This is a genomic window from Candidatus Paceibacterota bacterium (assembly GCA_041661305.1).
Lineage (GTDB): Bacteria > Patescibacteriota > Minisyncoccia > Phycocordibacterales > VMEP01 > VMEP01.
Genome location: JBAZUR010000001.1, coordinates 299,117 through 325,135, shown reverse-complemented (window position 1 = coordinate 325,135; position 26,019 = coordinate 299,117). Strand labels below are relative to the sequence as shown.

Genomic DNA, 26,019 nt, shown 5'->3' with positions numbered 1-26,019 from the left:
ATGAAATTCTCTAAACAATGGCTACAAGATTATATTATTGAAACTCTTCCAAGTGATGTTGTTATTGCTGATACTTTAAACAAAAAGTCGTTTGAAGTAGAGGAGGTAATTTCTTTGCCGAACGATACAGTTTACGATATTAAAATTCTTCCAAACCGTGCGCACGACGCATTAGGGCATCGTGGTTTGGCACGCGAAATCTGTGCGGACTTGAGCCTCACTTTTAAAGAAGACGAGCGTGTTCAAAAAGACAATAATTTTTTGGGCGATTCAGTAGTTGCTCCCATTGTCGCAATTGGTGATGCAAAGTTTTGTACACGATTTATGAGTATGCGTATTGACGGTGTGTTTGTTGGCGACAGCCCAGAATGGCTAAAATCGCGTCTTGAGGCGATTGGACAGCGAAGTATCAACAACATAGTTGATGCCACTAATTACGTGCAATTTGCGCTTAATAAGCCGATGCATGCGTATGACACACGAAGTATTAAGGGTGCGCTCTGTACTCGTTTTGCTAAGAACGGGGAGGTGTTTACTACGCTTGATGAAAAGACCTTGAACCTCGATGGAGAGACTCTTGTAATTGCTGATGACGAAAAAGTACTCGGCCTTGCTGGCATAAAAGGCGGTAAGTATAGCGGTATAAGCAAAGACACGACTAGTGTTGTTCTTGAGAGTGCCAACTTTAATCCAAGTTTAATTCGCCAAACAGCACAAAAATATGACCTTCGAACTGATGCATCTAAGCGCTTTGAAAACGGTATTGCGAACTCACTTGTGGAAGAAGGTCTTTATATGACAGCGAATTTAATTAAAGAAATTTGTGGTGAAGTAATGGCAAGCGAAGTCGTTGATGTATATCCACGCAAAGATACAGAATATTATGTCGGAATTTCGCTTCCGGAACTCAACCTGATTTTAGGAACTACATATACTGATAGTGATATAGAAAGTACATTGAAGCGTCTTTCTTTTTCTTTTGAAAAAATAATTCCACAGGACTACATAACAGGAACATATAAAGCTGTTGTCGGGGTGCCATACAAAAATCCTTCAATTATGCGCGAAGACGCACCTTCTGCTTTTAACTGCTCTTCCTTGATTAGTTATTTATACAAAGGTATTTGGATGCCAAGTATTTCTGTCGATAAATACGTTTTTTCAAAAAAAGTAACTTTAGAAGAGTTAAGGTTCGGAGATTTAGTGTTTGCTAATTCAGGCGAGGGAAAAATTTATTTTGAATCAGTGGATTTCTTGAAAGGGGAGAAAGTTCCTAGCGGAGTTGATCATGTTGGTATGTATCTTGGAGACGGGAAGATTGTTCACTCTACAAGAGTACATGGAAAAGTTATAATAGAAACAATCGAAGAATTTTCGACAACAAGAAAAATAGTTGGATACGGAAGGGTGGTAGACGACTTAAGCGAAGAACGATATGTGATAAATGTTCCTTCTGAACGTTTAGATATCCGTATTAAAGAAGACGTGGCCGAAGAAATAGGGCGTATTTTGGGTTATGACAAACTTGTGCCAAGCCTACCAAAGCTTTCTCATACCGGAGCAATTCATAAGCGTATGTATTATGAGAACAAAATTCGCGAAATACTACTTGCTCGCGAGTTTTCTGAGGTAATGACTTACACTTTTGGCAATAAAGGTGAGGTCGCAATCGTAAAAGGGCTTGCCGATGATAAAGAAAAACTACGTTCAAATATTGCTTCGGGGATTGAAGAATCTCTTAAATTAAACATTCACAATGCTCCTCTTCTTGGGCAAAAAGTAATTAAGATTTTTGAATTTGGCAATGTGTTTACAAAGAACACAGAGGTTAGGAAATTATCTTTTGCAATTGATGATGGAATAAAGAAGAGTAGTTTTGTTGGTGAGGCAAAAAGTATTATCGCAGAAATAGAAGAATCCCTCGGAGTTAGTATCGTCGATAATTTCATAGTTAACGAAAAGCCATGCATTGTTGAGCTAGACTTTGATGCGTTTATTGCAAAATTATCTGAACCAACAAGCGATAATGTTCCAACAAAGATTTCTTTGCCGGCGGTAAATTATAAAAATGTTTCCCCTTATCCGTTCGCGCTTCGTGATATTGCTGTGTTTGTGGGGGGCGGAGTAAGCGAAGAGGAAGTTCTAGGGGTTATTAAAAAAGAGGCAGGGGAATTGCTTGTGCGAATAGATTTGTTTGATAGATTTGAAAAAAATGGAAAGATTTCATATGCATTTCATCTCGTCTTTCTTTCCGAAGAAAAAACATTAAGTGATGTAGAGCTTGATGAAATTATGAATCGAGTGACAAGGGTGCTAAACAGTAAAGATAACTGGACGGTGCGTTAATAAAAATAATATTCTAATGAAATTAAACGTTCCATATTACTCACAATTTCTGGATGTAAACAACGATCCTTATTGGATGCCACGGGCTTGTGGAATGGTGTGTTTGAAAATGGTTCTTGATTATCACCTTTCTTCGAAGGTTGATAGTAAAAAAACTCCACCACTTTTAGAGATGTGTGAAAGGGGAAAGAAAGATGGTGGGTATGGACCATCTGGCTGGTTCCATGATTACTTTGTGAAGACCGCCAAGGAATATGGTTTAAATTCTGAAAGGGGGGAGAAGATAGGAGAAATTTTGGGATTACAAAAAATACACGATGAACTCAAAGATGGGCGACCCGTGATTGTTTCTGTTTCGAAATATACGCTTGGTCAGACAAAGTTCCACATGGTTGTCCTAACTGGCTACGAAGAAAATGATGGAATTGAGTTTCCAGAGAGGAAAGGACAACTTACGGGGTTTTACTTTAATGAGCCTGAATCTTTATCAAAAGAGCAAGGTAAAGACCTGTTTGTTGATATCAAATCCTTTAAGCATGATTGGCGCAGAATGGCTATATTTTTCAAGCCATAATTCACTATATTTTCTCGTAAAAAAGCTTTCGTTTTGGGTCGTTTTCTGCTATACTTTCTCTAACAAAGCGAAGGCGCTTTTTTGATTTAACCCTTAAAATATGGCTGAAAAGAAAGGAAACGGACATCACTACGACGCTCAAGATATTACAGTCTTAGAGGGGCTCGAACCGGTACGAAAGCGCCCTGGAATGTATATCGGTACGACCGGTATTGATGGACTACATCATCTAATTTGGGAAATTTTTGATAACTCACGCGACGAAGCGATGGGTGGTTTTGCCGATCATATTGAAATTGTTTTACTCCCTGGTAACCGTATCCGCGTGGCAGATAACGGTCGCGGTATTCCAGTCGAGATTCACAAGAAAACAAAAGTATCTGCGCTCGAGACTGTTATGACCACACTTCACGCTGGGGGTAAGTTTGGTGGTGAAGGATACAAAGTTTCTGGAGGTTTGCACGGTGTTGGGGCCTCAGTTGTAAACGCCCTTTCTCTTTATGCAAAAGTTGAAGTGCATCGTGATGGAGCAAAACATTTTCAGGAATACAAACAAGGTGTTAAAAAGGCTGCAGTTAAAAAATTTGGTACATCAAAACTAAACGGAACCATCGTTACATTTGAACCTGATCAAGAAATTTTTAAAGAAATAAAATTTGAATGGAACACGGTTGTTAATCACATGCGCGGTCAGGCCTACTTAGTGAAGGGTCTTCGCATCGGTGTTATTGATGCTCGCATGTATGAAGGGAAAATTGATGACAGCAATGTGTTTTATTTTTCTGAACTTGGTCTTGAGGTGCCATCAATGAGTTTCTACTTTGAGGGAGGACTGCTCTCTTTGGTCAAATTTCATAACCAGACACAAAAGCCGATACATAAGAATATTTTTTATGTTGAGAAAGAGGCAGACGGAGTACAAGTTGAGGTGGCGCTTCAGTATGTTGATGACATAACTCCAAAAATAATTCCATACGCAAACAATACTTACAACGTAGAGGGTGGAACTCACGTCACTGGTTTTAAGACCGCTCTTACTCGCGTATTAAACACATACGGACGAAAAAACAACATAATCAAAGAGAAAGAAGAAAATCTCACTGGTGAAGATGTTTTGGAAGGAATAACCGCTGTTATCTCTGTTAAGTTGCGTGAAATTCAGTTTGAAGGGCAAACAAAGGGTAAATTGGGTAGCGTGGAGGCGCAAGGTGCGGTGGCTTCTGTTTTTGGCGAGGCATTCAACTATTTTCTAGAGGAGAATCCTGATGACGCTCGCGATATTTTGAATAAAGTTTTGCTCGCTCTTAAAGCTCGTAAGGCTGCAAAAGCCGCAAAGGACAGCGTGCTTCGTAAGGGTGCTCTTGAGGGAATGACTTTACCTGGTAAGCTCGCTGATTGTCAGACCAGAAATGCTGAGGAGGCAGAAATATTTATCGTTGAGGGAGACTCGGCGGGTGGTTCTTCGAAACAGGGCCGTGACCGTCGCACGCAAGCAATTTTGCCACTTAAAGGAAAGATTTTGAACGTAGAGCGTTCTCGTATAGACAAAATGCTCACTTCAAATGAAATCAGGGCGCTTGTTATAGCAATGGGTACAGCGATTGGTGATACTTTTGATTTATCAAAACTTCGCTATCACAAAATAATAATCGCAACAGATGCCGACGTTGACGGTGCCCATATCCGTACACTTTTGCTAACTCTTTTCTTTAGATACTTTAAGCCAGTTATTGATGGTGGATTTTTGTATATTGCTCAGCCACCTCTTTATAAAATTAAGAAAGGGAAAGATATAAAATACGCATACTCTGATGCTGAGAAAATAAAGATAGTTGGTAAAGATGTTTCCCTAGAGGAGATTGAAGAAATTACAGAAGAAGGTGACGTAGAAACCGAAGAAGAAGTTGAAGAAAAAACAAAGAAGCGCGAAGCGAAGGTTTCCATTCAAAGATATAAAGGTCTTGGAGAAATGAACCCAGAGGAGTTGTGGGAGACAACAATGGATCCAGAAAAACGTGTCTTAAAGCAAGTTACCGTTGATGATGCTGAGGATGCAGAGAAGGTGTTCGTGACTCTCATGGGTTCTGATGTGCCGTCACGAAAATCATTCATTCAGTCGAACGCTAAGATGGCCAATTTGGACGTGTAGCTTCTTTTTCTTTTTATTTTTAAAAACGCGAATATCCGCCTGCTGGCGGATTTCTATACTCACGCCGTCGCGCTCCGTAATATTTTAAAAAATAAAATGGGGTTAGTTTAAGAAAAAATAAAACCCAATTTAAAATATTTTAACTCTTATCCTTTATTTGGGCTTGTAGTTTTTGAATTATTTCTTCAACTGAAAATGCACCTATCTGACCAGCATCACGGCTCTCAAGTGTTGCAGTGTTGTTTGCCACCTCTTTGTCGCCAATCACTAAGAAATAAGGGGTTTTGCTTGTTTTGGCATTACGTATCTTCTTTCCGAGTGTTTCGTTGCTTAAATCAATTTCGATTCTAATACCGGATTCTCTCATTAAACTCGCAATATTTTTGGCGTAGTCAATTTGATTTTCTCCAATTGGGACAATTATTGCTTGGACAGGGGAGAGCCACGTTGGAAATGCACCGCCGTAGTGTTCGATTAAAATTCCCATAAAACGCTCGGTTGAACCCAAAATTGCGCGGTGGATAACGACTGGTTGGGATTTCTTACCTTCCTTGTCCGTGTATTCAAGTTCAAATTTTTTAGGAAGATTAAAATCAAGTTGTATTGTTGATAGTTGCCATTCACGTCCTAGAACATCCTTAAACATAAAATCAAGTTTAGGCCCATAAAAGGCGGCTTCGTTTTCTGCTTCTTTGTATTTCCATCCTGTTTTAGAAATGACAGAACGTAGTGCGTTCTCTGCTTCTTCCCAAACAGAATCGTCCCCAAGATATTTTCCTTTATTTTTAGAATCACGAAGTGAAATGCGAACCCAAAAATCATTAAAACCAAAAGCCTTATATGTTTCGCCAATCATTTCAACCATTGTCCTTATTTCGTCTTGTATCTGGGTGCTTTCGCAGAAGACATGGCAATCGTCTTGAGTGAGGGAGCGCACTCTTGTGAGGCCGGAGAGTTCACCGGATTTTTCGTAGCGGTAGTTTGTAGTTGTTGATGTGTAGCGTAAAGGTAAGTCGCGGTATGAATGAGGAAGCGACTTGTAGAGCATCATGAAGTGTGGGCAATTCATCGGCTTTAGATAGTAGTCAACATCATCAACTTTCATTGGATTGTACATTGCGTCGTATTTGTCCAAGTGCCCTGATATTTCGTACAGCTTTCCTTTTGTGATGTGAGGAATCCAGATTGGCAAATACCCACGTTTTTCTTGTTCCTCGGTTATGTAGTTTTCAATTAACCGACGTAGGATTGCTCCTTTTGGGTAAAACAAAGGAAGGCCCTGACCAACTTCTTCAATCAAGGTGAAGAGCTCAAGTTCTTTACCGAGTTTACGGTGATCGCGTTTTTTGGCCTCCTCTTGCATTACAAGATATGAATCAAGTGCGTCTTTTTTTGCAAAGGCGAGACCATAGATACGAGTCAGCATTTTATTTTTTTCATTTCCACGCCAATAGGCACCAGCTGTATGGGTGAGAGCAAATGCGTCAGCGTGTATTTTTTTTGCATCATCAACGTGTCCACCACGACAAAGGTCGGTGAAATTACCTGATGCGTAAAGGGTTAGTTTTTCACCACGCTCTACGATCTCATTGATCAACTCAAGTTTATATGGGTTTCCCGAAAAAGCCTCACGTGCTTCGTCTTTACTAACTTCGTGTGGAGAAAACTCGCTCCAGTCTTTTAAAATCTTGCGCATCTCATTTTCTATATTTGGAAGATCCGCGTCGCTTATCGGAGTTTTGAACTCAAAGTCATAATAGAAGCCATTTTCAATGGCAGGTCCGATTGCTGGTAATGCGTCAGGATAAAGCTCTTTAATTGCTGCTGCCAAAAGGTGGGCGAGCGAATGTCTTAGGCTTTGTAATTGTTCTTCTGTCATAAGGGCAATAATAGCAATTTTATTGATTTTACCAAACAGGGGCTTCTACTTGAGCTCTTTTAGCTCTTCTATGATTAAGCTCGTTTCGTCGTTTCTTTTTGATATACGCCCGCGAGCAATTACGCATTTATCTGAGACACAAAAATCTTTTACATCTTTGTATAGTTTTGGGAACACAACCGCTTCCATTGTTCCAGTAAAATCTGATATTTTTAGGAATGCCATTCGGTCGTTTGTTTTTGTTATCACTTCTTTTGATTCCTCAATGATTCCAGCAACAACGGCGAGCATTCCTTCTTTGTATGTGGCTTTTAATTTCTCTACTGTCATTTCACGCCCATTTAATTTTTCTTTCCATGGATCAAGTGGATGTCCGGAAACATAAAGTCCAAGCAGTTCTTTTTCCCACGCCAACATGTCGCTTTTCTTTGCTGGCTCAGATGGCTTCAGATTGATTGTTGCAAGCGGGGCTTCTGCCATTCCTCCAAAAAGTGAATCTTGCGCGGTGTCTATGTGGCTTGCCGCGTGAGCAAACTCTAACGCTTCTTCCGTGTTTGCTAGCAATTGACCACGTTCTCCGAGCTTATCCATACTTCCAGATTTAACTAGAGCTTCAAGAGATTTTTTGTTTAAGTTTTTGTGTTTAACTCGCATTAGAAAATCTGCAAATGATGTGTATTTTCCGTTTTGCTTACGTTCAGTAATGATTGCCTCTGCGATATCAACACCAAGATTTTTTGTTGAAATCAAACCAAAGCGAATTTCTTCTTTTCCTTCTTCGTTTTTTACAACAGTGAAATCGCCAAAACTTTCATTTACATCTGGAGGTAAGACGTTTATGTTCATGTGCTTACATTCAGTAATTATTTCAGCAACCTTATCAACGTCTCCAGATTCGGCGGATAAAATAGCGGCCATATAAGGAGCAGGGTAATGAGCCTTCATGTATGCGGTTTGATAGGAAACACGACCATAGCTTGCTGCATGGGCTTTGTTGAACCCATACGCTGCGAACGGCTCAATAAGCTTCCAAATTTCAAGAGCTTTCTCTGGCTTCAGTCCTTTGTCGACACAACCAGAAATAAACTTTTCTTCTTGTGCAGCCATTTCTTTTGGAATTTTTTTACCCATGGCCTTGCGGAGCTTGTCGGCTTCAAGCCAAGAATACCCAGCAAGTGTAATTGCGGTTAGAAGAACATCGTCTTGATAGGCTATAACACCATAGGATTCCTTCAATATCTCTTTTAGTCGTGGGTCTGGGTATTTGATTAAAGATGGGTTACGTTTGCGGGCAATGTAGTCGGGGATAGAAATCATCGGCCCTGGGCGATAAAGTGCGACCATAGCATTAATGTCGTGAATTGTTGTTGGCTTAAGTTCCTTCAAATAGCGGGTCATTCCGTCGCCGTTTAATTGAAACAAGCCTTCGGTCTCGCCTCGTGCCAAAAGTTCAAATGTCAATTTGTCATCTAAGGGAATGCGTTCAATATCGACGTCTTCGTCGTAGAGTTTTTTTACCAAGTCGACAGCTCTTCCTAGAATTGAAAGGTTTCTAATTCCAAGAAAGTCGAACTTTAGAAGACCAACATCCTCAACGACATACATATCGTACTGGGTGATAATTTTTCCACCCTTAGGGTCAAACTGTAGTGGAGTAAAATCGGTGAGTGGGGTAGGGGAAATAACAACACCAGCGGCATGCACAGAGACGTGTCTCACGCACCCTTCAAGTTTTTTTGCCAAGTCTATAATTTCCTTTGAATCTTTTTCGTTTTTATAAATAGTCTTAAGTTCTGGGGTCATCTTGAGAGCATTTTCAATTGTCATTGGGAAACCCTGTGAACCCATCGGGATTAGTTTTGATAGACGGTCTCCCGTTGCGTAAGGATGCCCAAGCGCTCTTGCCACATCACGCACAGCGCCACGAGCCATCATTGTTCCGAATGTTCCAATTTGAGCAACTTTATCAGCTCCATATTTTTGTTTTACATACTCAATCATCTCGTCGCGACGATTGTCGGCGAAGTCCATATCGATATCGGGAGCAGAAGGACGTTCTGGGTTTAAGAATCGTTCAAAGGGGAGTTTGTATTCAAGTGGATTAACCTTGGTAATACCAGTCAGGTACGTAACAATGGAACCTGCAACAGACCCTCTGATGTTTGTGAAGATTTTGTTCTCCGCCGCAAAGCGCAGAAGATCTGCAACAACCAAGAAATAAGGAGCATAGCCTTTGTCCTTAATAATTTTTAGTTCGTACTCAATACGTTCAACAACTTCCGTAGTTTTTTCAAGTTCACGCCTAACTATTCCTTCGTAAGTTAAACTTTTTAATTCTTCGTCGTAGTCAGCACTTCTTTCGGGGAGTTTAATGTCAGGGAAAACCCACTTACCAAGTTCAATTTCAATGTCGCACATATCGGCTATTTTGAGGGTGTTTTCTACAGCATCGGGAATATCTTTAAAAAGTTCATATGCTTTTTTTGCGTCTATTAAAGAGAAGTTGTCGTTGCCGAACGTGAGGCGATTGGCGTCGGTGGTATCTGAGCCGGTTTGTACTGCAAGAAGTGTGTCGTGGGCTTTGTGGTCGTCTTCGTCTAAATAGTGCGAATCGTGAGTAGCAACAAGAGGAATATTTAGTTCACGACCAAGCGCAACAATTTTATCGCGGACTTCTTTCGCCCCATCCATTTTTACGTGAGCCATTATTTCAAGGAAATAATTTTCTTTACCAAAAATATCTTGATACTCGGCGATTATTGCACGTGCTTTTTCGTCATTGTGTGCAGAGAGGGCACGAGAAAGCTCACCACCAAAACAACCAGAAAGACAAATGATTCCCTCGCTGTGTTCTCGTAGCAAATCCTTGTCCATTCTCGGTTTGTAGTAATAACCCTCAAGGTTTGCCTTACTCACAAGTTTCAAAAGATTTTTATAACCAGTTACGTTTTTGGCGAGAAGGGTGAGGTGATAGCGCTTTGAATCAACGTTTGGCTCTTTATCAAAACGTGTTCGCTCGGCGATGTATGCCTCAACGCCAATAATGGGTTTTACTCCGTGTGTTTTGCAGAGTTTATAGAATTCTATTGCTCCATACATATTGCCGTGGTCGGTCAGAGCGAGGGCGGGCATTTTAAGCTCTTGTGCCCGTTTTACCATGGCATCTACTTTGGTGAGCCCGTCTAAGAGAGAGTAGTGGGAATGCGTATGAAGATGAACGAAATTTTTCTCCATGATTTATGTTCCGCCTATTATAGCAGAGGCAAACAGGGACTCTGCTATCATGTGGATATGAAGAAAATCGTGGTTAAAAAGCACAAATGGATTGTCGGCGTTGATGAGGTGGGGCGAGGGCCGTTGGCTGGACCAGTAGCTGTCGGTGCTGTTGCCATTAATTCGGCAATTTATGGTTTAAGACTTAAAAAAGAATTTAAAGGAATTCGCGATTCTAAGAAACTTTCAGAAAAAAAGAGGGAAGAATGGTTTAAGAAAATAAAACTAGCACAAAAGGAAGGCGAGATAAAATTTTCAGTTTCTTTTGTGAGCTCATCAATTATAGATAAAAAAGGAATAGTTTTTTCTATACAAACCGCCTTAAACAAATCTCTTTCAAATCTTAAGGTTAAACCAGAGCAAGCACACATATTTCTTGATGGGGGATTGAAGGCGGGGAAAGAATATAAAAATCAAAAAACCATAATTCACGGTGACGATTTAATACAGATTATTTCAATTGCTTCAGTTGTCGCCAAAGTAACTCGCGATAAGTTGATGGTGCGATACGCTAAAAAATTCCCACGATATGGATTTCAAACACATAAGGGATATGGTACAAAAGCGCACTATTTTGCTATCAAGAAATATGGAACAACCAAAATCCACCGCCAAAGTTTTCTGAAAAGCTAAAGTTTTTCTTCTCTTTAAGTCCAAAGCTTTTGCTGTTAAAAACATTGAGCAGCGCGACGGCGCGAGCATAGCAAAAACTTAGCAAAGTTTTATGCGCGTTTTTAGGGGCAAAAGCAAAAAATATTTTATTTGACGCGGGTATTAAATAGTGGTATAAATTGCGCTAGCGATTATTGATATTTTGTCGTTTCAAGTTTAGGGGATTTTGATGAAAATGGTAACTGATGTGGCAATAGCTGTTGGCGGGATTGGTTCAGTCTTTGTTCCGCCACAGGTGTTTCTGGGAGTTCTTTTGTCGGGGCTGTTCCTTGTCGCAATCGTCATGATGGCGCGCGATGGCACGAGCAATTCATAACACTAAACTAAAGGGTAATATATGAAATTTCGTCTCGCAGTAGCAATTGTGGGCGCCGTTTTCCCTTTTTTTCTTTGGCCGGGAACACTCTTTGGTCTCCTCATCTCAGGGCTGTTCCTTGTCGCAATCGTCATGATGGGGCGCGAATACGTGAACAAGGGCGATTGAGCGTTTTCTGGTATAGGGAAATTGTGAAAAAACAAGGCGGGCTGATTGATTTCAGCCCGCCTTTACTTTTTATGGCATTTTTGTAATACTACGCAAGTTATGGTTGTACGAATGAGACATACGCGGGCACACACCCGCAATCGCCGTTCCCACCACGCTTTAGTGGAGGGTTCTTTATCTAAGTGTGAGAAGTGCTCGGCACCACACCTTACCCATCGGGCATGTCCTAACTGCGGTACTTACCGTGGAAGGCAAGTTCTTGATGTGACTAAGAAGATATTGAAAAAAGAGAAAAAGGCGAAAGCAGCTTCAGCTGCTAAAAAGTAATACGTTTAAAATTAAAAGCTAATCCGCCAAACGGCGAATATAAGCTATAAGTTCTTCAAATGGCTAACCGGCACCTTTCAAGGTCAATAGTTCTCCAAACGCTCTTTGAGTGGGATTTTAATGGTAAGCCAGAAAACACTCTTGAAGATATTTTAAAACGTAATATTGAGGAATTTGCCCCAGGTGCAAGTGATGCAGAGTTTATGCGTACACTTGTGGTGAATGTCGCAGCTCGTACAAAAACTCTCGACGACATTATTGAAAAAGCAGCTCCAGCTTGGCCGATTGACCGCATTGCAGCTGTTGATAGAAATATTTTAAGACTAGGGCTCTTTGAGCTTCTTTTTGCAGATAGACTTGAGGTTCCACCAAAGGTTGCTATCAACGAAGCAATTGAATTAGCAAAATCTTTCGGTGGAGATAATAGTGGCAGGTTTGTGAACGGAGTTTTGGGTGCCGTCTACAAAGAACTTGGTGAGCCCGGCAAAGATGATGTTAGTAAAAGTAAGCATAGTAGGGATCCAGAGGAGATTGAAAAACTTCCTATTGATAAGTTAGTCGGCGCGATTGTATACGGCTGGGGTGGCGGTATTTTACAGCTTGCTTTTGTGCACGACATTTTTGGACATTGGACTTTGGCCAAAGGGCACCTACAAGAAGGCGAGACAGATGAAGAGGCCGTCAATCGAAAAACACAGGAGGAGCTTGGAATTACCGTCACTGTCAAAGAAAAGATTGGTGACAATGAGTACCTTGCAACTGATCCAGAAAAAGGTAGGCTACGTAAGCAGGTTTGCTATTACCTTGTTGAATCGCCTATAGTGACGCTTACAACAGAGAAGACTGGCGGGCTTGATGATTCGCGCTGGTTTCCAGTGACAGAGGTTCCAAGTTTGAACCTATATGATGATATTGTGCCAATCATCACAAAAGCCATTGGAATTCTGTTAAAGAAATAGGTGTGCGGTAGTACGTGGCAAAAAATATTAGAAAATAATTCGAACGTAGTTATGGAATTTTGAACAACATTTTGTTAGTTGTTCCATGGCTTGTGTTCCCAAACACAATGATTGATTTCTCCGAGTTTGAAAAAAAGATGGGGGTTAGTTTTAAAAATAAAAACTTGCTTAAGCAAGCATTTATTCATCGTTCTTATTTAAACGAAAATCCAAAGGTTGGTATTCACCACAACGAGCGTCTTGAGTTCTTGGGTGACGCAGTGCTTGAACTTATTACAACCAATTATCTCTATAAAAATTACCCTGACAAAAACGAAGGGGATCTTACTTCGTATCGCGCAGCCCTTGTGAACGCCGTTACTCTTTCGGAGGTTGCGCAGAATATTGGGATGAATGACTTCCTCTTGCTTTCAAAAGGAGAAGCAAAAGATACAGGTAAGGCGCGACAAGATATTTTGGCCAACACCTTCGAATCATTTTTAGGTGCACTGTATCTTGATCAGGGATACGAAAAATCAGAAAAGTTTGTTGAAAAAGTCTTGTTCCCGCTGATGAAAGATATCTTAAAGAAAGGTTCGTGGCGTGACTCCAAGAGTGTTTTTCAAGAAAAGGCACAAGAGATTTTTGGAGTTACTCCGGTTTATAAAGTGACAGCCGAGTCAGGTCCAGATCACGATAAAAGATTTACCGTTGGAGTTTTCCTTTCAAAAGATTTGATTGTTGAGGGTGCTGGAAAATCAAAACAAGAAGCAGAACAAAAAGCAGCGACAGCCGCTTTGAAGAAGAAGGGGTGGGATGCGAAATAGTTTTTAGCCCAGAACTCTTTGTTTGACAAAACAAAATAAAAATGCTTTAATACAAGGAGCATTATTGATCATTGTTATCAATTTTTCGAAGGAGGATTACCGTGAGTGAACATATGGGCATAGCCGAGCAACTCGGGGTGTTTTTCCCAAAGGTCGCTTCGGCGGCAAGGGCTAAAAAGACCAACGACGTAAAGGCGAGGAAAGAAAAAGAGGCGGAGGCGAAAAAAGCCAGCCAGGCCAAATTGGCTACGGAAGAGGCGGCTATCATCAAGAAGGAAGCTCTTTCCTCCGACGGTGTTACTCGCCGTGAAATGTTGTGGGCCGGTGGTGGAAACGCACTGTTTTCGGTGAAGATTCCGGAAACTGCGGAATACAAGGTCGGTGTAAATGGAGGAAATGATTACCTTCACTTTTTCCGGCCGGTGAAGGGCGGAGTGGTCAATATCCATGTTTACCACCCCAATAACCCCCGCCAATTCCTGGGGGAAAAAGTAATTTGCACTATGCGGATCTGGATAAAGCACTACGAAGACGGCAGGGAATACATTTACCTTGACCTATTCATCCTCCCGCGCGAGACCGAGGCCGGAAGTTTCCCGTCGCATGAATGGCGTGTCGTTCAAGGGCGTGATCCAATCGCGCCGAAGGGGATGATGAACGTTTACCATTTTCCGACACCGGAACCACTCGATGGCGCAATCGTCGTCGGGGAAATACCGCCGAAGTTCAAATAGTCGAGCACCAAACTGAAAGAGCCCCGCATAATGCGGGGCTCATTTTTTTTAAGTTTAAATTAAGTTATAATCTTTATTAAATATAATGTTAAAAAGCCTTGAACTCTCCGGTTTTAAGTCGTTCGCTAAAAAAAGCGAGCTTGAATTTTCTGCCCCAATTACCTCGATTGTTGGGCCTAATGGTTCTGGTAAATCAAACGTGGCGGAATCAATCCGCTTTGTTTTGGGTGAGCAGTCACTGAAATCGCTTCGTGGAAAGAAAGGCGAGGACATGATTTTTAATGGCTCTAAGGCGATTCCCGCAATGAACCGCGCCCACGTTTCTATTACTTTCGACAATACAAAAAGAGTTTTTTCTCTTGAAGGAGAGTTGTCCGGTGACATAAATTTAAATTTTGATGAGATTACAATCACCAGAGAAGTGTATCGCGATGGAACGAATAAATATTTGATAAACGGTTCACAAGTTCGCTTGCGCGATATCGTTGAGCTTTTGGCGTCGGTTAATATTGGAGCATCGGGACATCACATTATTTCTCAGGGCGAGGCGGATAGGATTCTAAATGCCAATATTATTGAAAGGCGAACAATGATTGAAGAATCTCTTGGATTAAAAATATATCAGTGGAAAATAAGTGACGGGGAGAAAAAATTAGAGCGTACCCGCGAAAACACAGAAAAGGCAGAATCACTTCGTCGGGAAATTGCTCCGCATATAAAATTTCTAAAAAAGCAGGTTGAGAAGGTTGAGAAAGCTGAACAGTTGCGAGTTGAGCTTTCAGATCTCTACGCTGAATATTTAAAGCGTGAAGAGTTTTACATAGTACGAGAAAAAGAGAAAATTGGAAGAGAGAAGGGGATTTTGGTTAATACGCTTCGAGATGTTGAAAAGATGATTGGAAGCATTAAAGACTCCCTTGCTTCAAGAGAAAAAAACCTAGACACGCTTTCTGGTTTGCGACGTTTTGAGGAGGGGCTCCGTACTATACGTGCCGATAAAGATGAGCTTTCAAGAAAACTTGGGCGTCTTGAGGGGCGAATAGAAATTGAGCAAGAACGAAAAAAGGAGATGGAGGAGATGTCCAAAGAAGAGGAAGTTGCTCAAATCTCAGCTTCTAAGGCACGCCTTTTTGCGGAAAAAATTAGTGAATTGTCTGCAAAAGGAGAAATAGCGAATGATGTTTTTACACTAAAGCCTATTCTTGCGGCGCTCAAACAACTGGCAAATGAGTTTCTTGAGACACTCCGAGAAAGCACCCCTCAGAGAGTGGTATTTTCTGAAGAAGATTTTGAGAGGCTAAAAGGAGAGTGTGAAGTAATTGAAAGAGATATTGAAAGAAAGGAAGGTGAAGAGAATTCACTCAATCTTGAATATATGAAAGCAAAGGCTGAGCTTGAGAAAGACAAAGATTTGTCACATGATCGCGAGCGCAAACTATATGAACTTTCTGCTCACAGAAGTGAGTGCGTTTCTAAATTGGATATCCTTTCCTCAAAGGAACACTCTGTTTTGCGCGATGAAGAGATGATGAGAACCGAGCAACAAGAAGCACTAGTCTTGATTGGGGCTGATTCTTTGCGCTATAAAGATTTTGAGTTAGACGAAGTATCAGCGGCAACTGAACCTCGTGAAATTCAAGAAGATCGTCGAAAGAAAATGGAGAGAATAAAAATTCGCCTTGAGGATATGGGTGGTGCCGGTGGGGCAGAGCTAATGCGTGAATACCAAGAAGTATCTGAGAGAGACACATTTCTTGAGAGAGAAATTTCTGATTTGAAAAAGAGCGCGGAAGACATCGAGTCTCTTATCTCTAGTCTTCGAGAAAAATTAAATAAGCAGTTTTCCGAGGGTATAGAAAAAATAAATAAACAGTTTGATGAATTCTTTAAATTAATGTTTGATGGGGGAAACGCCTCACTTTTGATTATTGAAGAAAAGAGAAAACCAAAAAGCATCGGGTTTGACCCAGACACAGGAGAAGAACTTTACGAAGAACTTTCTGATGATGAGGAAGTTAAGTACGGTATCGATATCAAAGTAAGCCTTCCTCAAAAGAAAATTCGTGACTTACAGATGCTTTCAGGTGGTGAGCGTGCCCTTACTTCAATCGCTCTTATTTTTGCCGTATCACAGGTTAACCCACCTCCTTTCCTTGTTCTCGATGAGACGGACGCCGCCTTGGATGAAGCTAATTCGCGTAAATATGCTGATATGCTGACGAACCTCGCGAGACACTCACAGCTTGTCGTTATTACTCACAACCGCGAAACAATGTCGCGTGCGGGAGTGCTTTATGGCATTACAACAGCCGGCGACGCAGCTTCCCGTCTTCTTTCTGTTAAGTTTGAAGAAGCTGTAGCGGTGGCTAAATAATTTGTTTATTGACTTGTTGCGAGACATCTATATTCTTGAGATAGTTTTGAATTGAATAACCAGGGAGACGAATCATGGGGAATAATAGAAGGGTTCCTGAGTTGAACGACGAAAACGTAGCCAGGTTTTTCCGATCAATGAACAAGATTCGGGAAGAAGGGACGCCGTCGCCTAACCATAAGTGCAAGGCGGAAGGTTGTGGCGGGGACGTCGCCAAAGAAGTTCTTGGTTGTTCCGGCGGGATGTTCTTGTATCGCACTGCTGTTTGTCGTAAGTGTGGCAGGCAATATCCCTACGCTGGTGAAGGCGTTCCGACCTTCGGGGAAAAAGAATTTGTGGAAATGATGAACACTCCGTTTACTATTTAGTTTCGGAGGAATAGGCCGCGCAATGCGCGGCCATTTTTTTGATGAGATGACAACATAAAACCCGCCGGTTGGCGGGTTTTTATTAGTTGGATTCTGATTATGCGCAAAGAATGAGAACCTCGCTCTTTGACGGCTCTGTGCAGGAAATTATTTCTCTGCCGTCTGTGGTTACTTTTGCTTTGTATCCACAATTACAGTAGTACAGCCGAACAACAATATGGGCGGGTGGAAGCTCGTTGTCCAACTGCCTGAAATAAAGAGATCCTCCCTGGCATGATGGGCAGAACCCATTAATTGGTGGGTTGGGGCCTTTCACTTTCTTTCTCCAAAAAAACGACAGACTTCAATATATCCCTACTTAATGAGTTTAGGCAAGTTCTATTAAAAGACTCTTTCAAAACGCGTATAATTTTCTGTTGAGTCGCGCGTCAACGGACGGTCGCACGATATGATTTCGTCTAAATCATATGCTCGCGTCGTCACGCTGCGCCCGCCTGCGCGTACACGCGGGCAGGCAATGTTTTTCAAGAGTCTTTTGGGTAATTAAAATACGTAATTTAAATACAAAGGGGCGTTTTTATACCAATGCGTAATCTATAGTCTTTCTCCCTAGGTCAGTTTTCATAACCTTAATTTTAACTTTGTCGCCAAGAGAAAATATTTTTTTAGTTTTTTCTCCAACTAAGCGATAGCGTTTTTCCTCGAAGTTATAAAAATCATCATTTAGTGTTCGTAGCGGGACCATTCCTTCACACTTTGTTTCTTTTTCCTCCACATAGAAACCCCACTCCGTAACCCCGGAAATAACACCGTCAAATGTTTGCCCAATACGTTCGGACATATATTCAACTTGTTTGTATTTGATTGAACCACGCTCCGCATCTGATGCCTCCTTCTCCCTTTGTGAAGAAAGAGTAGACATTCGTTCGTAGAACTTCCATTCTTTAGGATCTATTTTTTCGTTATTTAAATAGTGAGCCAAGAGGCGATGCACCATGGTGTCCGGATAACGACGAATAGGGGAAGTGAAGTGTGTATAAAACTCAAACCCGAGACCAAAGTGCCCAATATTTTGGGTCGTGTAAATTGCTTTTGCCATTGAACGGACAACAGCTGTTTGAATCATATCCTTTACACTAGTACCTTCGAGTTTTTCAAGAAGATTATTTATATCTTTTGGTGTTGTTTTCCCGTCATGAAGTTTTAGGTCATACCCCAAGCTTTTGACGAAAATCGCAAGGTTCGCGATTCGGTCTGTGTCTGGCTCGTCGTGAATGCGATAAACAAAAACACCTTCTTCTTTTTCGTGTTTTTTTGCAACGAAAGCTGCGACTTCACGGTTGGCGAGAAGCATGAACTCCTCAACGAGTTTATGAGTATCGCCTCTAACTTTTTTGTAGACGGCGATTGGGCGTCCTGTCTCATCTAATTTAAAGCGAACTTCCTCTTGTTCTAGCGAAATAGCGCCCTCCTCAAAACGTTTCTGCTTTAGTTTTTTTGCAATCTTATTTAAGACGATAAGGTCTTCGAAATGTTCACCGGAGCCACGGTCGATAGTTTCCTGAGCATTTTCGTATGTAAATCTTTTGTTGGAATTGATAACAGTGCGACCAAACCAGTGGTCAGATATTTTGCCGTTCATATCAATTTTAAATACAGCACTGAATGTGAGCTTGTCCTCATTTGGGTTTAAACTGCAGAGTCCGTTGGAGAGTCCTTCTGGGAGCATTGGAATCGTGCGGTCTACTAAATAGATTGAAGTCGTACGTTTCATTGCTTCTTTATCAATCTCAGTTCCTGGGCGGACATAATGAGATACGTCGGCAATGTGTACGCCGATTTCGTAATGTTCTTCGTCTTTTTTCTCAATTGAAATCGCGTCGTCAAAATCTTTTGCATCTTCTGGGTCGATAGTAAATGTCGTAACCTCCCTGAAATCACGACGATCTTTTAAGTCCTCGGGAGTAATTCCTTTTTTTTCAAGATTTTCAGATTCGCGTTCAACGTCTTTTGGAAAACCAATATCAAAACCAGATTCCAAAACGATGGCCACCATTTCTGCATCGTGATCACCTGGTTTTCCTAGAACACGAATAACTTTTCCGATTGGGTTTTTCTTTGGGTCGGTCCATTCTCCCAAAGCAACGAAAACCTTGTCTCCTTCTTTGCCCCCGTTTAAATCGTCCTTCGGAATTATTAGGTCAACATAAACACGCTGGTCTTGGGGGATGAGGTAATAGATGTCATTTGATTTTTCAATAGTTCCTGCAAATCCAGACTTAGCACGAAGAAGAATCTCAATAACTTCTCCTTGTGGTTGTCCGCTACGCCCTTTTCCGTGAACGGCGGCTGTCACCCGGTCACCATGAAGCGCAGTATTAAGCGAGCTTGCATCGATTTCAATAGAGTCTTCTTGTCCCTCTACCCGAACAAACCCAACACCCTTGAAGCTGACAGTAATAGTGCCTTCGACTATATGTTCGCGGTGCTTTTGGTCGTGTTCTCTCGGAGGAGTCTTTTTATGGTCTATTTTGTGGTGTTTATCGGTATGCTTTTTCATGGGTTCAAATAATAACACAAAAGGGGTTTATTCGCAGGGGGATTTTTCTTGTTAAAAATAATAAAAACTTTTCGTTTTAAGAGACTAGCGAGCGTGGCGACGCGAGCTCGAGGAAATTTTCAGCAGAAAATTATCCGTGCTCTTAAGGCGAAAAGTGAAAAAATAAAACTTGACCTATTTGGTCATTTCTATTAGTATTGCCTGCATGTTAAAAATTAGGTTACAGAGAATAGGACGAAAGAACAGCCCACATTTCCGCGTGGTTGTTGTTGATCATAGAGAGGGCCCAAAGACGGGTAACTTTGTTGAGATTATCGGATCCTATGAACCTAAGCTCGGAAACTTTGAAGTTAAGGCAGATCGCGTCAAACATTGGATGTCTCACGGAGCGTTGCCTTCAGACACAATGCACAATTTCCTCGTTGAGAAAAAAGTTATTGAAGGTAAGAAAAGAAATGTCCTTTCAAAGAAAAGCCCAATTAAGAAAGACGAACCTGCAAAGACAGAAGCCCTTGCGTCACCAGCACCAGCTCCAGTAGCAGAAGCTGAAGTAGCGGCAGAGGCTCCAGCTGTTGAGACCCCAGTTGAAGTAGCTGTCGAAGCACCAGCAGAGGTAGTTGCAGAAGCTCCAGCAGAAGAAACGCCAGCTGCATAATTTGATAACTTTTGATTTTTAAGAAAACCGCCGAATCATTTTGATTGGCGGTTTTCTATTCATTGACCACAATCGATTGAAGTTTTACAATTGACGAAGTAGCCCGGTTTGATACCGTGTCTGCTTTTTAAAAATAATCTACCGAAATGAATATGGAGAAAGATAAGGAATTTTTAGAATATGTAGTGAAGGCGTTAGTTGATTTTCCAGATGATGTGAAGATAGGAAGAGTGATTGATCAAATGGGAGTGCTTTTGACTTTGGATTTGAACCCAGCAGATATGGGTAAAATTATCGGACGAAAAGGGAACACTGCGAAAGCAATTAGAACACTTCTTCGTGTTGTTGGTATGAAAAACAATGCGCGTGTTAATTTGAAAATAAATGAACCAGCAGGAGGAATGGTGAAGCCATACGATAGTGGAGTGACATTAAATACAGTTGAGCAGGTGATGGAAGATATCAAAGATTTATAACTAGCTGGTTAGCTTTTAGTTTCATTAGCTTCGTTAGGTGGAAGACAAAAGAAAAGTCCTGTGTATACAGGGCTTTTCTTTTGTCTTTATTTCTATAAGCTATAGCCTAATAACTAAAAGCTGATTATTATGAAATTTCACGTAGTAACACTATTTCCGCCAATGTTCGACTCGTATCTGAAAGAGTCGATTATTGGACGAGCCATAACAGACAAGAAAATTGCGGTCAAATTCTATAATCCTCGTGATTACACAACCAACAAATGGGGGAGAGTTGATGGTCGTCCATATGGCGGAGGTCCAGGGATGGTGATGGAAGCACAGCCTGTTTTGGCGGCGGTCGCCAAAGCTCGGGGTAGGAAAAAAATAAAGACCATTATTTTTTCTCCAGCAGGGAAAAAATTGACCAACGAATACGCGCGAAATCTTTTGAAAAAAAATAAAGAAATAATTTTAATATCAGGAAGATATGAAGGGATTGATGGGCGAGTGAAAAAAATTCTTAAAGCCGAAGAAATTTCAATTGGTGATTATGTGCTCACTGGCGGGGAATTACCATCAATGGTTTTGATTGATACAGTCGCTCGTCAGATTAAAGGAGTGCTCAATACTTTTGATTCAGTTGAAGAGAATCGCATTTCTTCAAGTGAGGTTTATACACGCCCAGAAGTTTTAAAACATAAAGGCAAGAATTATCGCGTGCCAAAAGTGCTCCTTTCTGGACATCAAGCAAAGATTGAGGAGTGGAAGAAAAAAGATTTGCAATAAATTTCTTTTTAATGATTTTGGTTACAGAGGGCCCCGTTAAGCGTTTTTTTAAGATATATATTTTGCGCTTGACACTATTTGTGCTGGGAGTACGCTCAAGATGATAGTTACTTTAAAAGGAGAACACCTTTTTTTATTGTATTTGTGTGTTTTTACTTTGGCTTTATTTTAGCAATTTATTTATTAATTAAATTAGCTAGTGCCAAAGTTGCCACGACTTACTCCTCTCCGGGAAATAATTTCTCGAACCGAAGCATAGCCGAGACAGCTTCGACGGTAGCAAAATTAAAATATATGTTTTCACAAACAATGGTTTACGCCTCATCCATAAGAGACGTCGTATTAAAAGTTTTTGTTTTAGGAGTTATCACCTTGTCGTTTTTTGTTTTTGCCGGAGTGGCAAATGCAGCGACATTAAATGTTGATGCTGTTTGTGTTGATGTAGTGCCAGCAGAAACACCAGATGGTATATGCGACGCACTAGATACATACAAGACTATAGAGGAGGCGCTTATGGCGTCCAATATTGGAGATACTATTTTTCTCAACAACGATGTGACAACCCTTTCTCAGATAAACCCTAAGGAGGGGGTAATAATTGACGGTAACGGAAAGACACTAACGGCGGCTTTTGCGAAGACGACGAACTCAAACAATTCAGCAATCGGAGTCACAAATTCTAATGTGACAGTACAGAATATTGTTATTGATGGGACGGGTGGGGCAAACCTTCATGGTGTAAATGTCTATCAATCAACAGGGGTTACGTTGAACTCGGTCACCATTACTAATTTTAGGTCTGGTGTAGTGGTAAATGGTTCATCTGTAACGGCAACAAACTTGAACACGAGTGGAAACACTTGGAATTCGGTAAACGTCGATCCTGGTTCTGGGGTCACGTTGCCTTCGTCGTTTACACTCAATAGCGGTAATTTGGATGATAATACACAGATTTGGTCCGACGGTGCGAATGTCACGGAAACGGCCAATGTTACCGTTGTAGCAACTGGATATAATATGTACAAAAAGGGTGGTACGCTCGCGGCTTACGTTTGGACGAACAGGGCGTTAACTGGCGTAGCTACAATCGGCACCACTTTCTACACAAGTATTCAAGATGCAGTTACTGCTGCTGTTTCTGGTGACACGATTAATGTTGCGCCTGGAACGTATGCGGTTGGTCAAATTGTTATTGATAAAAATTTGACTATGACAGGAGATGTTTCTAGTAAGCCGGTACTACAACCTTCTGGAAATTTTACCGTAAACAATGCAGGTGGTTCATGGATACTGGTTCAACCTGGAATTTCATTCAATTTGAGTAATGTTGTAATGGACGGAAATACGGCTTTTACAAGATATGCTCTTCGTTCTCATGGAAATACAACTGTTAACAATGTTGATTTCCAGAAGATTTGGGGAAGTACTAATGGTATCGGTAGTCCTTATGCTGGGATCGCTATCTCAAGTTTTGGTGGCGCCATTGCTGGAGCTGGAAGTGCCGGATTCGACACACACGGAGGTCTCGGTGGTTTGGCGAGTACGCTTACAGTGACAAATAGCACATTCGCCAATATCGGGCGCATCGGTGTGCTTGTTAAAGGCACTGGTTCTACGGCAACAATTACGGGTAACACTTATACTGGTAAAGGCGACGGTGATTTCCTAGACTATGCTTTTGAATTTGGTGCTGGGGGGTCCGGTACTGTTAGCGGTAATACTATTAGCGGTAATCGCGGTGTTGCCATCGGTCCCTCAACTTCGGCTGGTATTTTGGTTACTGAGTATTATGGCTCAGGAACGAACGCAACAATTACCGGAAATACATTCTCTAACAATAGTGTGGGATTACATGTTGGTTATCTTGATACCGATGCAAGCGTTGTTACTGCTCATGAAAATAATTTTAGCGGAGAATCTGTTGGAGTGGAATCTGACGCAACTACAGTAACTGTCAACGCAGAGAATAACTGGTGGGGAACCGCGAGCTCTACAGAGATAGCAGTTAAGGCTCCTGGTTTAGTTGATTTTGATCCATGGTACATCAATCCTGGCATGACAGTGCTCTCAAGCGCGGTGAGCGAAACTGGCGTGGTAGATGCTTCGACTTTAAGTTTCGATGTAGCCGGTACTAATTCCGGCGATGCTGACTTGCCAGCTGGTGTCACGGATATTACTTTGGGTAATAACACAGTACTCGACCTCTCAAGCGCCACAACCTCAGCTGTTTCAACGGTTGTTGTTGGTGGAAATAGCGTGAACTTAACGCAAGCAGTTACCCTTCAGTCAGGAGTTGAGGGTGAACCAATTGTGTTGACTAACTCAAGTCTCGCCGGTGTCAGTGTGAGTATTCCTGATGGAACGATTATTTCAGGTCCAGTAGAATGGGACGGCACGATAATGCCATCGACAGACGCTCCGAGTGATGGTACTGCACCATCTGGGTTTACAGTCGGAGGTACAGTTATCTCCGTCGGCTCTTCTAATGGAACATTAGTCTTTGATAAGGCGGTAAAAATAGTTTTATCTGGTGTTACAGGAATAGTCGGCTACAAACCAGCACTCTCTACTACTTGGGTAAAAATAACTACTGCATGTACTGGCGCGAATGACCCAAGCAATATTTCTTCTGGCGAGTGTTACTTCACGGATGGAGGGAATACGATTATTTGGACATATCACTTCACGTCATTCGGAGGACTTGATCCAATTCCTCCAACTCCAACCCCAACACCAGCTCCATCAGGTGGTGGCGGGCCAGTCGGTCTTTTCGGAGCGGTAACAAATAATTCAGTCGGAGTGCAAAACGCACAAGTAGTGGTTGCACAAACTCCAGCAGCCACAAACGCAGCGGCTCCAGCAACTCCAACCCCAAGAGGCCAAGTGCTCGGTGTGTCTACATTTAGATTCACAAAAGCAATGTCTGTGGGTTCCCGTGGAGATGAGGTGATTGAACTTCAGAACCGCCTCATTGCAGAAGGTTTGCTTTCAAGTGAAGCGACTGGATACTATGGCTCACTTACATCACAAGCCGTTAAAGCATTCCAGGCAAAGTATGGAATTTCTCAGGCCGGAGTGGTTGGACCTCAGACAAGGGAAAAATTAAATGGAACATCAGCTTCTTCAGCGTCAGAAGGAAGTCAATTTGGTGCAGCTGTTTCTGCTTTTTCTCGAAGCTTGAGTCAAGGCTCAAGAGGGGATGACGTTACAAAACTTCAAGAGCGTTTAACAACAGAAGGAGTTTACTCAGGTCCAATTACTGGGTACTTCGGAGCTCTAACTAGATCAGCAGTTGAGGCATACCAGGAAATGAAAGGACTTGAAAAAGTCGGAGTAGTTGGACCGATGACTCGCGCTGAACTAAATAAGTAAAGCGGATAGCTAACACAAAAACCGCCCTCTTGTTTTTGGGCGGTTTTTGTGTGATAGTATGTAGCACGATATAGCTATGGAAAAACTCAAAAAAACCATACGGACTCTAAAGGATACTTTTATTCCATCAAGGAAAAATGAAGGTCATCCTTATATTTTTAGGCGAGAAACGATTGTTGCCGTCGTAATGGCAATTCTTATTGTTGAAGCTGGATTTCTCGTTCAAGAATTTGTTGTTTTTAGAAAAGACAATTTTCTCGCAGCGGTTCTTCCGGGGTATGTTATGTCACTCACCAATACCGCCCGTAACCAAGATAACTTAAAATCACTTTCAGAAAATACTCTTCTGCGCGAAGCGGCACAGAAAAAGGCAGAAGATATGGCGTTACGCGGATATTTTTCTCACACCGGTCCAGACGGTAAACTTCCTTGGCAATGGCTTGATTCGGTTGGCTATAGCTACCGCTATGCTGGAGAAAACTTGGCAGTTAACTTCACCGACACAAAAGAGCTTGTTGATGGTTGGCTTGCTTCGCCAGGACACCGCGCAAACATTCTTCGAGGTAGTTTTACTGATATTGGAATTGGTATGGCGACTGGAACATACGAAGGCAGGGAAAGTATATTTGTCGTTCAATTTTTTGGAGCACCAGCAACGAAGCCATTAGTTAAGGCGGTAGATCAACCCAAAGATAAAAAATCTACAACCTCAATAGCTATTACAGAAATCGCGCCTAACACACCAGTTGTTTTTGGAACTTCTACTTATAACTCGATGGAAGATATTTCACCAATAGCAAAACCATTTCTTTCTCCAAATACAATCTTAAAAGGTTTGTTTGTTGTAATAGTTGCATTTCTTGTGGGGCTAGCGGTTTTAGGAATGTTTGTTCATTTCCGTCTTCCACACCCAAGAGTCTTGGCTGGTTGTATTTTTGTTCTAGCCATCATTTTGGGGATACTATATTTGAACAATAACTTGTTTGTTCCTAGTGTAGAGTTCCCGACAGACATTTCAGCTTCGGTTGTAAATGCTGTTAGGTAGGGGAATTTGACATGTATTTTTGGGCGGGTATACTGTCTTTACCAGTTTTTGATTGAGTCACGCCCCTGGTAGTGTTGATTCGGGAACCTATTCTCGATGAAAATTGAAGAAAATTATCAGGTGTCCTAGAAAAGGGGCGGGATTTTCCTTGCTTTCATTTTCTTTTTGCATAACCGTTTCGCAGAGGGACCTACGCTT

The 26,019-nt window shown here is 41.6% G+C and carries 19 protein-coding genes; 16 read left to right on the top strand and 3 right to left on the bottom strand.

The genetic code is table 11. The annotated features are described in order from the left end of the window. The 3 genes from WC724_01880 (at position 1) to WC724_01870 (ending at position 5,069) form a co-directional block, all read left to right on the top strand. A complete protein-coding gene (locus WC724_01880) occupies positions 1–2,346 on the top strand; it encodes a phenylalanine--tRNA ligase beta subunit-related protein (protein ID MFA6077749.1) in 2,346 nt (781 codons plus the stop codon). A gap of 16 nt (positions 2,347–2,362) precedes the next feature. Then, a complete protein-coding gene (locus tag WC724_01875; GenBank protein MFA6077748.1) occupies positions 2,363–2,920 on the top strand; it encodes a C39 family peptidase in 558 nt (185 codons plus the stop codon). Positions 2,921–3,020: 100 nt separating this feature from the next. After that, a complete protein-coding gene (locus tag WC724_01870) occupies positions 3,021–5,069 on the top strand; it encodes a DNA topoisomerase subunit B (protein MFA6077747.1) in 2,049 nt (682 codons plus the stop codon). A 139-nt stretch (positions 5,070–5,208) separates the two neighbouring features. Here WC724_01870 and thrS read toward each other — a convergent pair whose 3' ends face one another. Both thrS and WC724_01860 read right to left on the bottom strand, forming a co-directional pair. After that, positions 5,209–6,948 carry a threonine--tRNA ligase gene (gene thrS / locus WC724_01865; protein ID MFA6077746.1) on the bottom strand — a complete coding sequence of 580 codons (1,740 nt, stop codon included), beginning with the start codon at positions 6,946–6,948 and terminating at the stop codon, positions 5,209–5,211. 45 nt (positions 6,949–6,993) lie between these two features. Next, the gene (locus WC724_01860; protein MFA6077745.1) at positions 6,994–10,182 is read right to left on the bottom strand and encodes a DNA polymerase III subunit alpha; all 3,189 of its coding nucleotides are present in this window, start codon (positions 10,180–10,182) and stop codon (positions 6,994–6,996) included. 57 nt (positions 10,183–10,239) lie between these two features. On the opposite strand from WC724_01860, the gene WC724_01855 reads away from it, so the two are divergent. The 8 genes from WC724_01855 to WC724_01820 all read left to right on the top strand — a co-directional run bounded on the left by WC724_01855 (position 10,240) and on the right by WC724_01820 (position 16,945). Beyond that, positions 10,240–10,854 (top strand): ribonuclease HII, encoded by a 615-nt coding sequence (locus tag WC724_01855; GenBank protein ID MFA6077744.1) that lies wholly within the window; start codon positions 10,240–10,242, stop codon positions 10,852–10,854. A gap of 208 nt (positions 10,855–11,062) precedes the next feature. Further along, complete coding sequence (locus WC724_01850) at positions 11,063–11,209, top strand: hypothetical protein (protein MFA6077743.1); 147 nt, start codon at positions 11,063–11,065, stop codon at positions 11,207–11,209. Positions 11,210–11,476: 267 nt separating this feature from the next. Then, positions 11,477–11,704: a 50S ribosomal protein L32 gene (gene rpmF / locus WC724_01845; protein ID MFA6077742.1), complete on the top strand. Its 228-nt coding sequence runs from the start codon at positions 11,477–11,479 to the stop codon at positions 11,702–11,704. Positions 11,705–11,763: 59 nt separating this feature from the next. Continuing rightward, on the top strand, positions 11,764–12,663 hold the full coding sequence (nusB, locus tag WC724_01840; GenBank protein ID MFA6077741.1) for a transcription antitermination factor NusB: 900 nt from the start codon (positions 11,764–11,766) through the stop codon (positions 12,661–12,663). A gap of 59 nt (positions 12,664–12,722) precedes the next feature. Continuing rightward, on the top strand, positions 12,723–13,469 hold the full coding sequence (rnc, locus tag WC724_01835; GenBank protein MFA6077740.1) for a ribonuclease III: 747 nt from the start codon (positions 12,723–12,725) through the stop codon (positions 13,467–13,469). Positions 13,470–13,582: 113 nt separating this feature from the next. Continuing rightward, complete coding sequence (locus tag WC724_01830; GenBank protein MFA6077739.1) at positions 13,583–14,203, top strand: hypothetical protein; 621 nt, start codon at positions 13,583–13,585, stop codon at positions 14,201–14,203. Between the two features lie 85 nt (positions 14,204–14,288). Further along, positions 14,289–16,577: an AAA family ATPase gene (locus WC724_01825; protein MFA6077738.1), complete on the top strand. Its 2,289-nt coding sequence runs from the start codon at positions 14,289–14,291 to the stop codon at positions 16,575–16,577. Between the two features lie 137 nt (positions 16,578–16,714). Further along, positions 16,715–16,945: a hypothetical protein gene (locus tag WC724_01820; GenBank protein MFA6077737.1), complete on the top strand. Its 231-nt coding sequence runs from the start codon at positions 16,715–16,717 to the stop codon at positions 16,943–16,945. A 577-nt stretch (positions 16,946–17,522) separates the two neighbouring features. Here the strand turns inward: WC724_01820 and rnr are convergent. Next, a complete protein-coding gene (gene rnr, locus WC724_01815; protein ID MFA6077736.1) occupies positions 17,523–19,505 on the bottom strand; it encodes a ribonuclease R in 1,983 nt (660 codons plus the stop codon). A gap of 205 nt (positions 19,506–19,710) precedes the next feature. Between rnr and rpsP the strand changes: the two genes are divergently transcribed. The 5 genes from rpsP (at position 19,711) to WC724_01790 (ending at position 25,821) form a co-directional block, all read left to right on the top strand. Beyond that, positions 19,711–20,160: a 30S ribosomal protein S16 gene (rpsP, locus tag WC724_01810; protein MFA6077735.1), complete on the top strand. Its 450-nt coding sequence runs from the start codon at positions 19,711–19,713 to the stop codon at positions 20,158–20,160. A 152-nt stretch (positions 20,161–20,312) separates the two neighbouring features. Then, positions 20,313–20,636: a KH domain-containing protein gene (locus WC724_01805; GenBank protein ID MFA6077734.1), complete on the top strand. Its 324-nt coding sequence runs from the start codon at positions 20,313–20,315 to the stop codon at positions 20,634–20,636. A gap of 129 nt (positions 20,637–20,765) precedes the next feature. Next, positions 20,766–21,404 (top strand): tRNA (guanosine(37)-N1)-methyltransferase TrmD, encoded by a 639-nt coding sequence (gene trmD / locus WC724_01800; GenBank protein ID MFA6077733.1) that lies wholly within the window; start codon positions 20,766–20,768, stop codon positions 21,402–21,404. Between the two features lie 294 nt (positions 21,405–21,698). Then, entirely contained in the window at positions 21,699–24,776 is a 3,078-nt protein-coding gene (locus WC724_01795; protein ID MFA6077732.1) for a peptidoglycan-binding protein, read from the top strand. A gap of 76 nt (positions 24,777–24,852) precedes the next feature. After that, positions 24,853–25,821, top strand: coding sequence for a CAP domain-containing protein (locus tag WC724_01790; protein MFA6077731.1), 969 nt, complete (start codon positions 24,853–24,855; stop codon positions 25,819–25,821). Positions 25,822–26,019 lie beyond the last annotated feature (198 nt).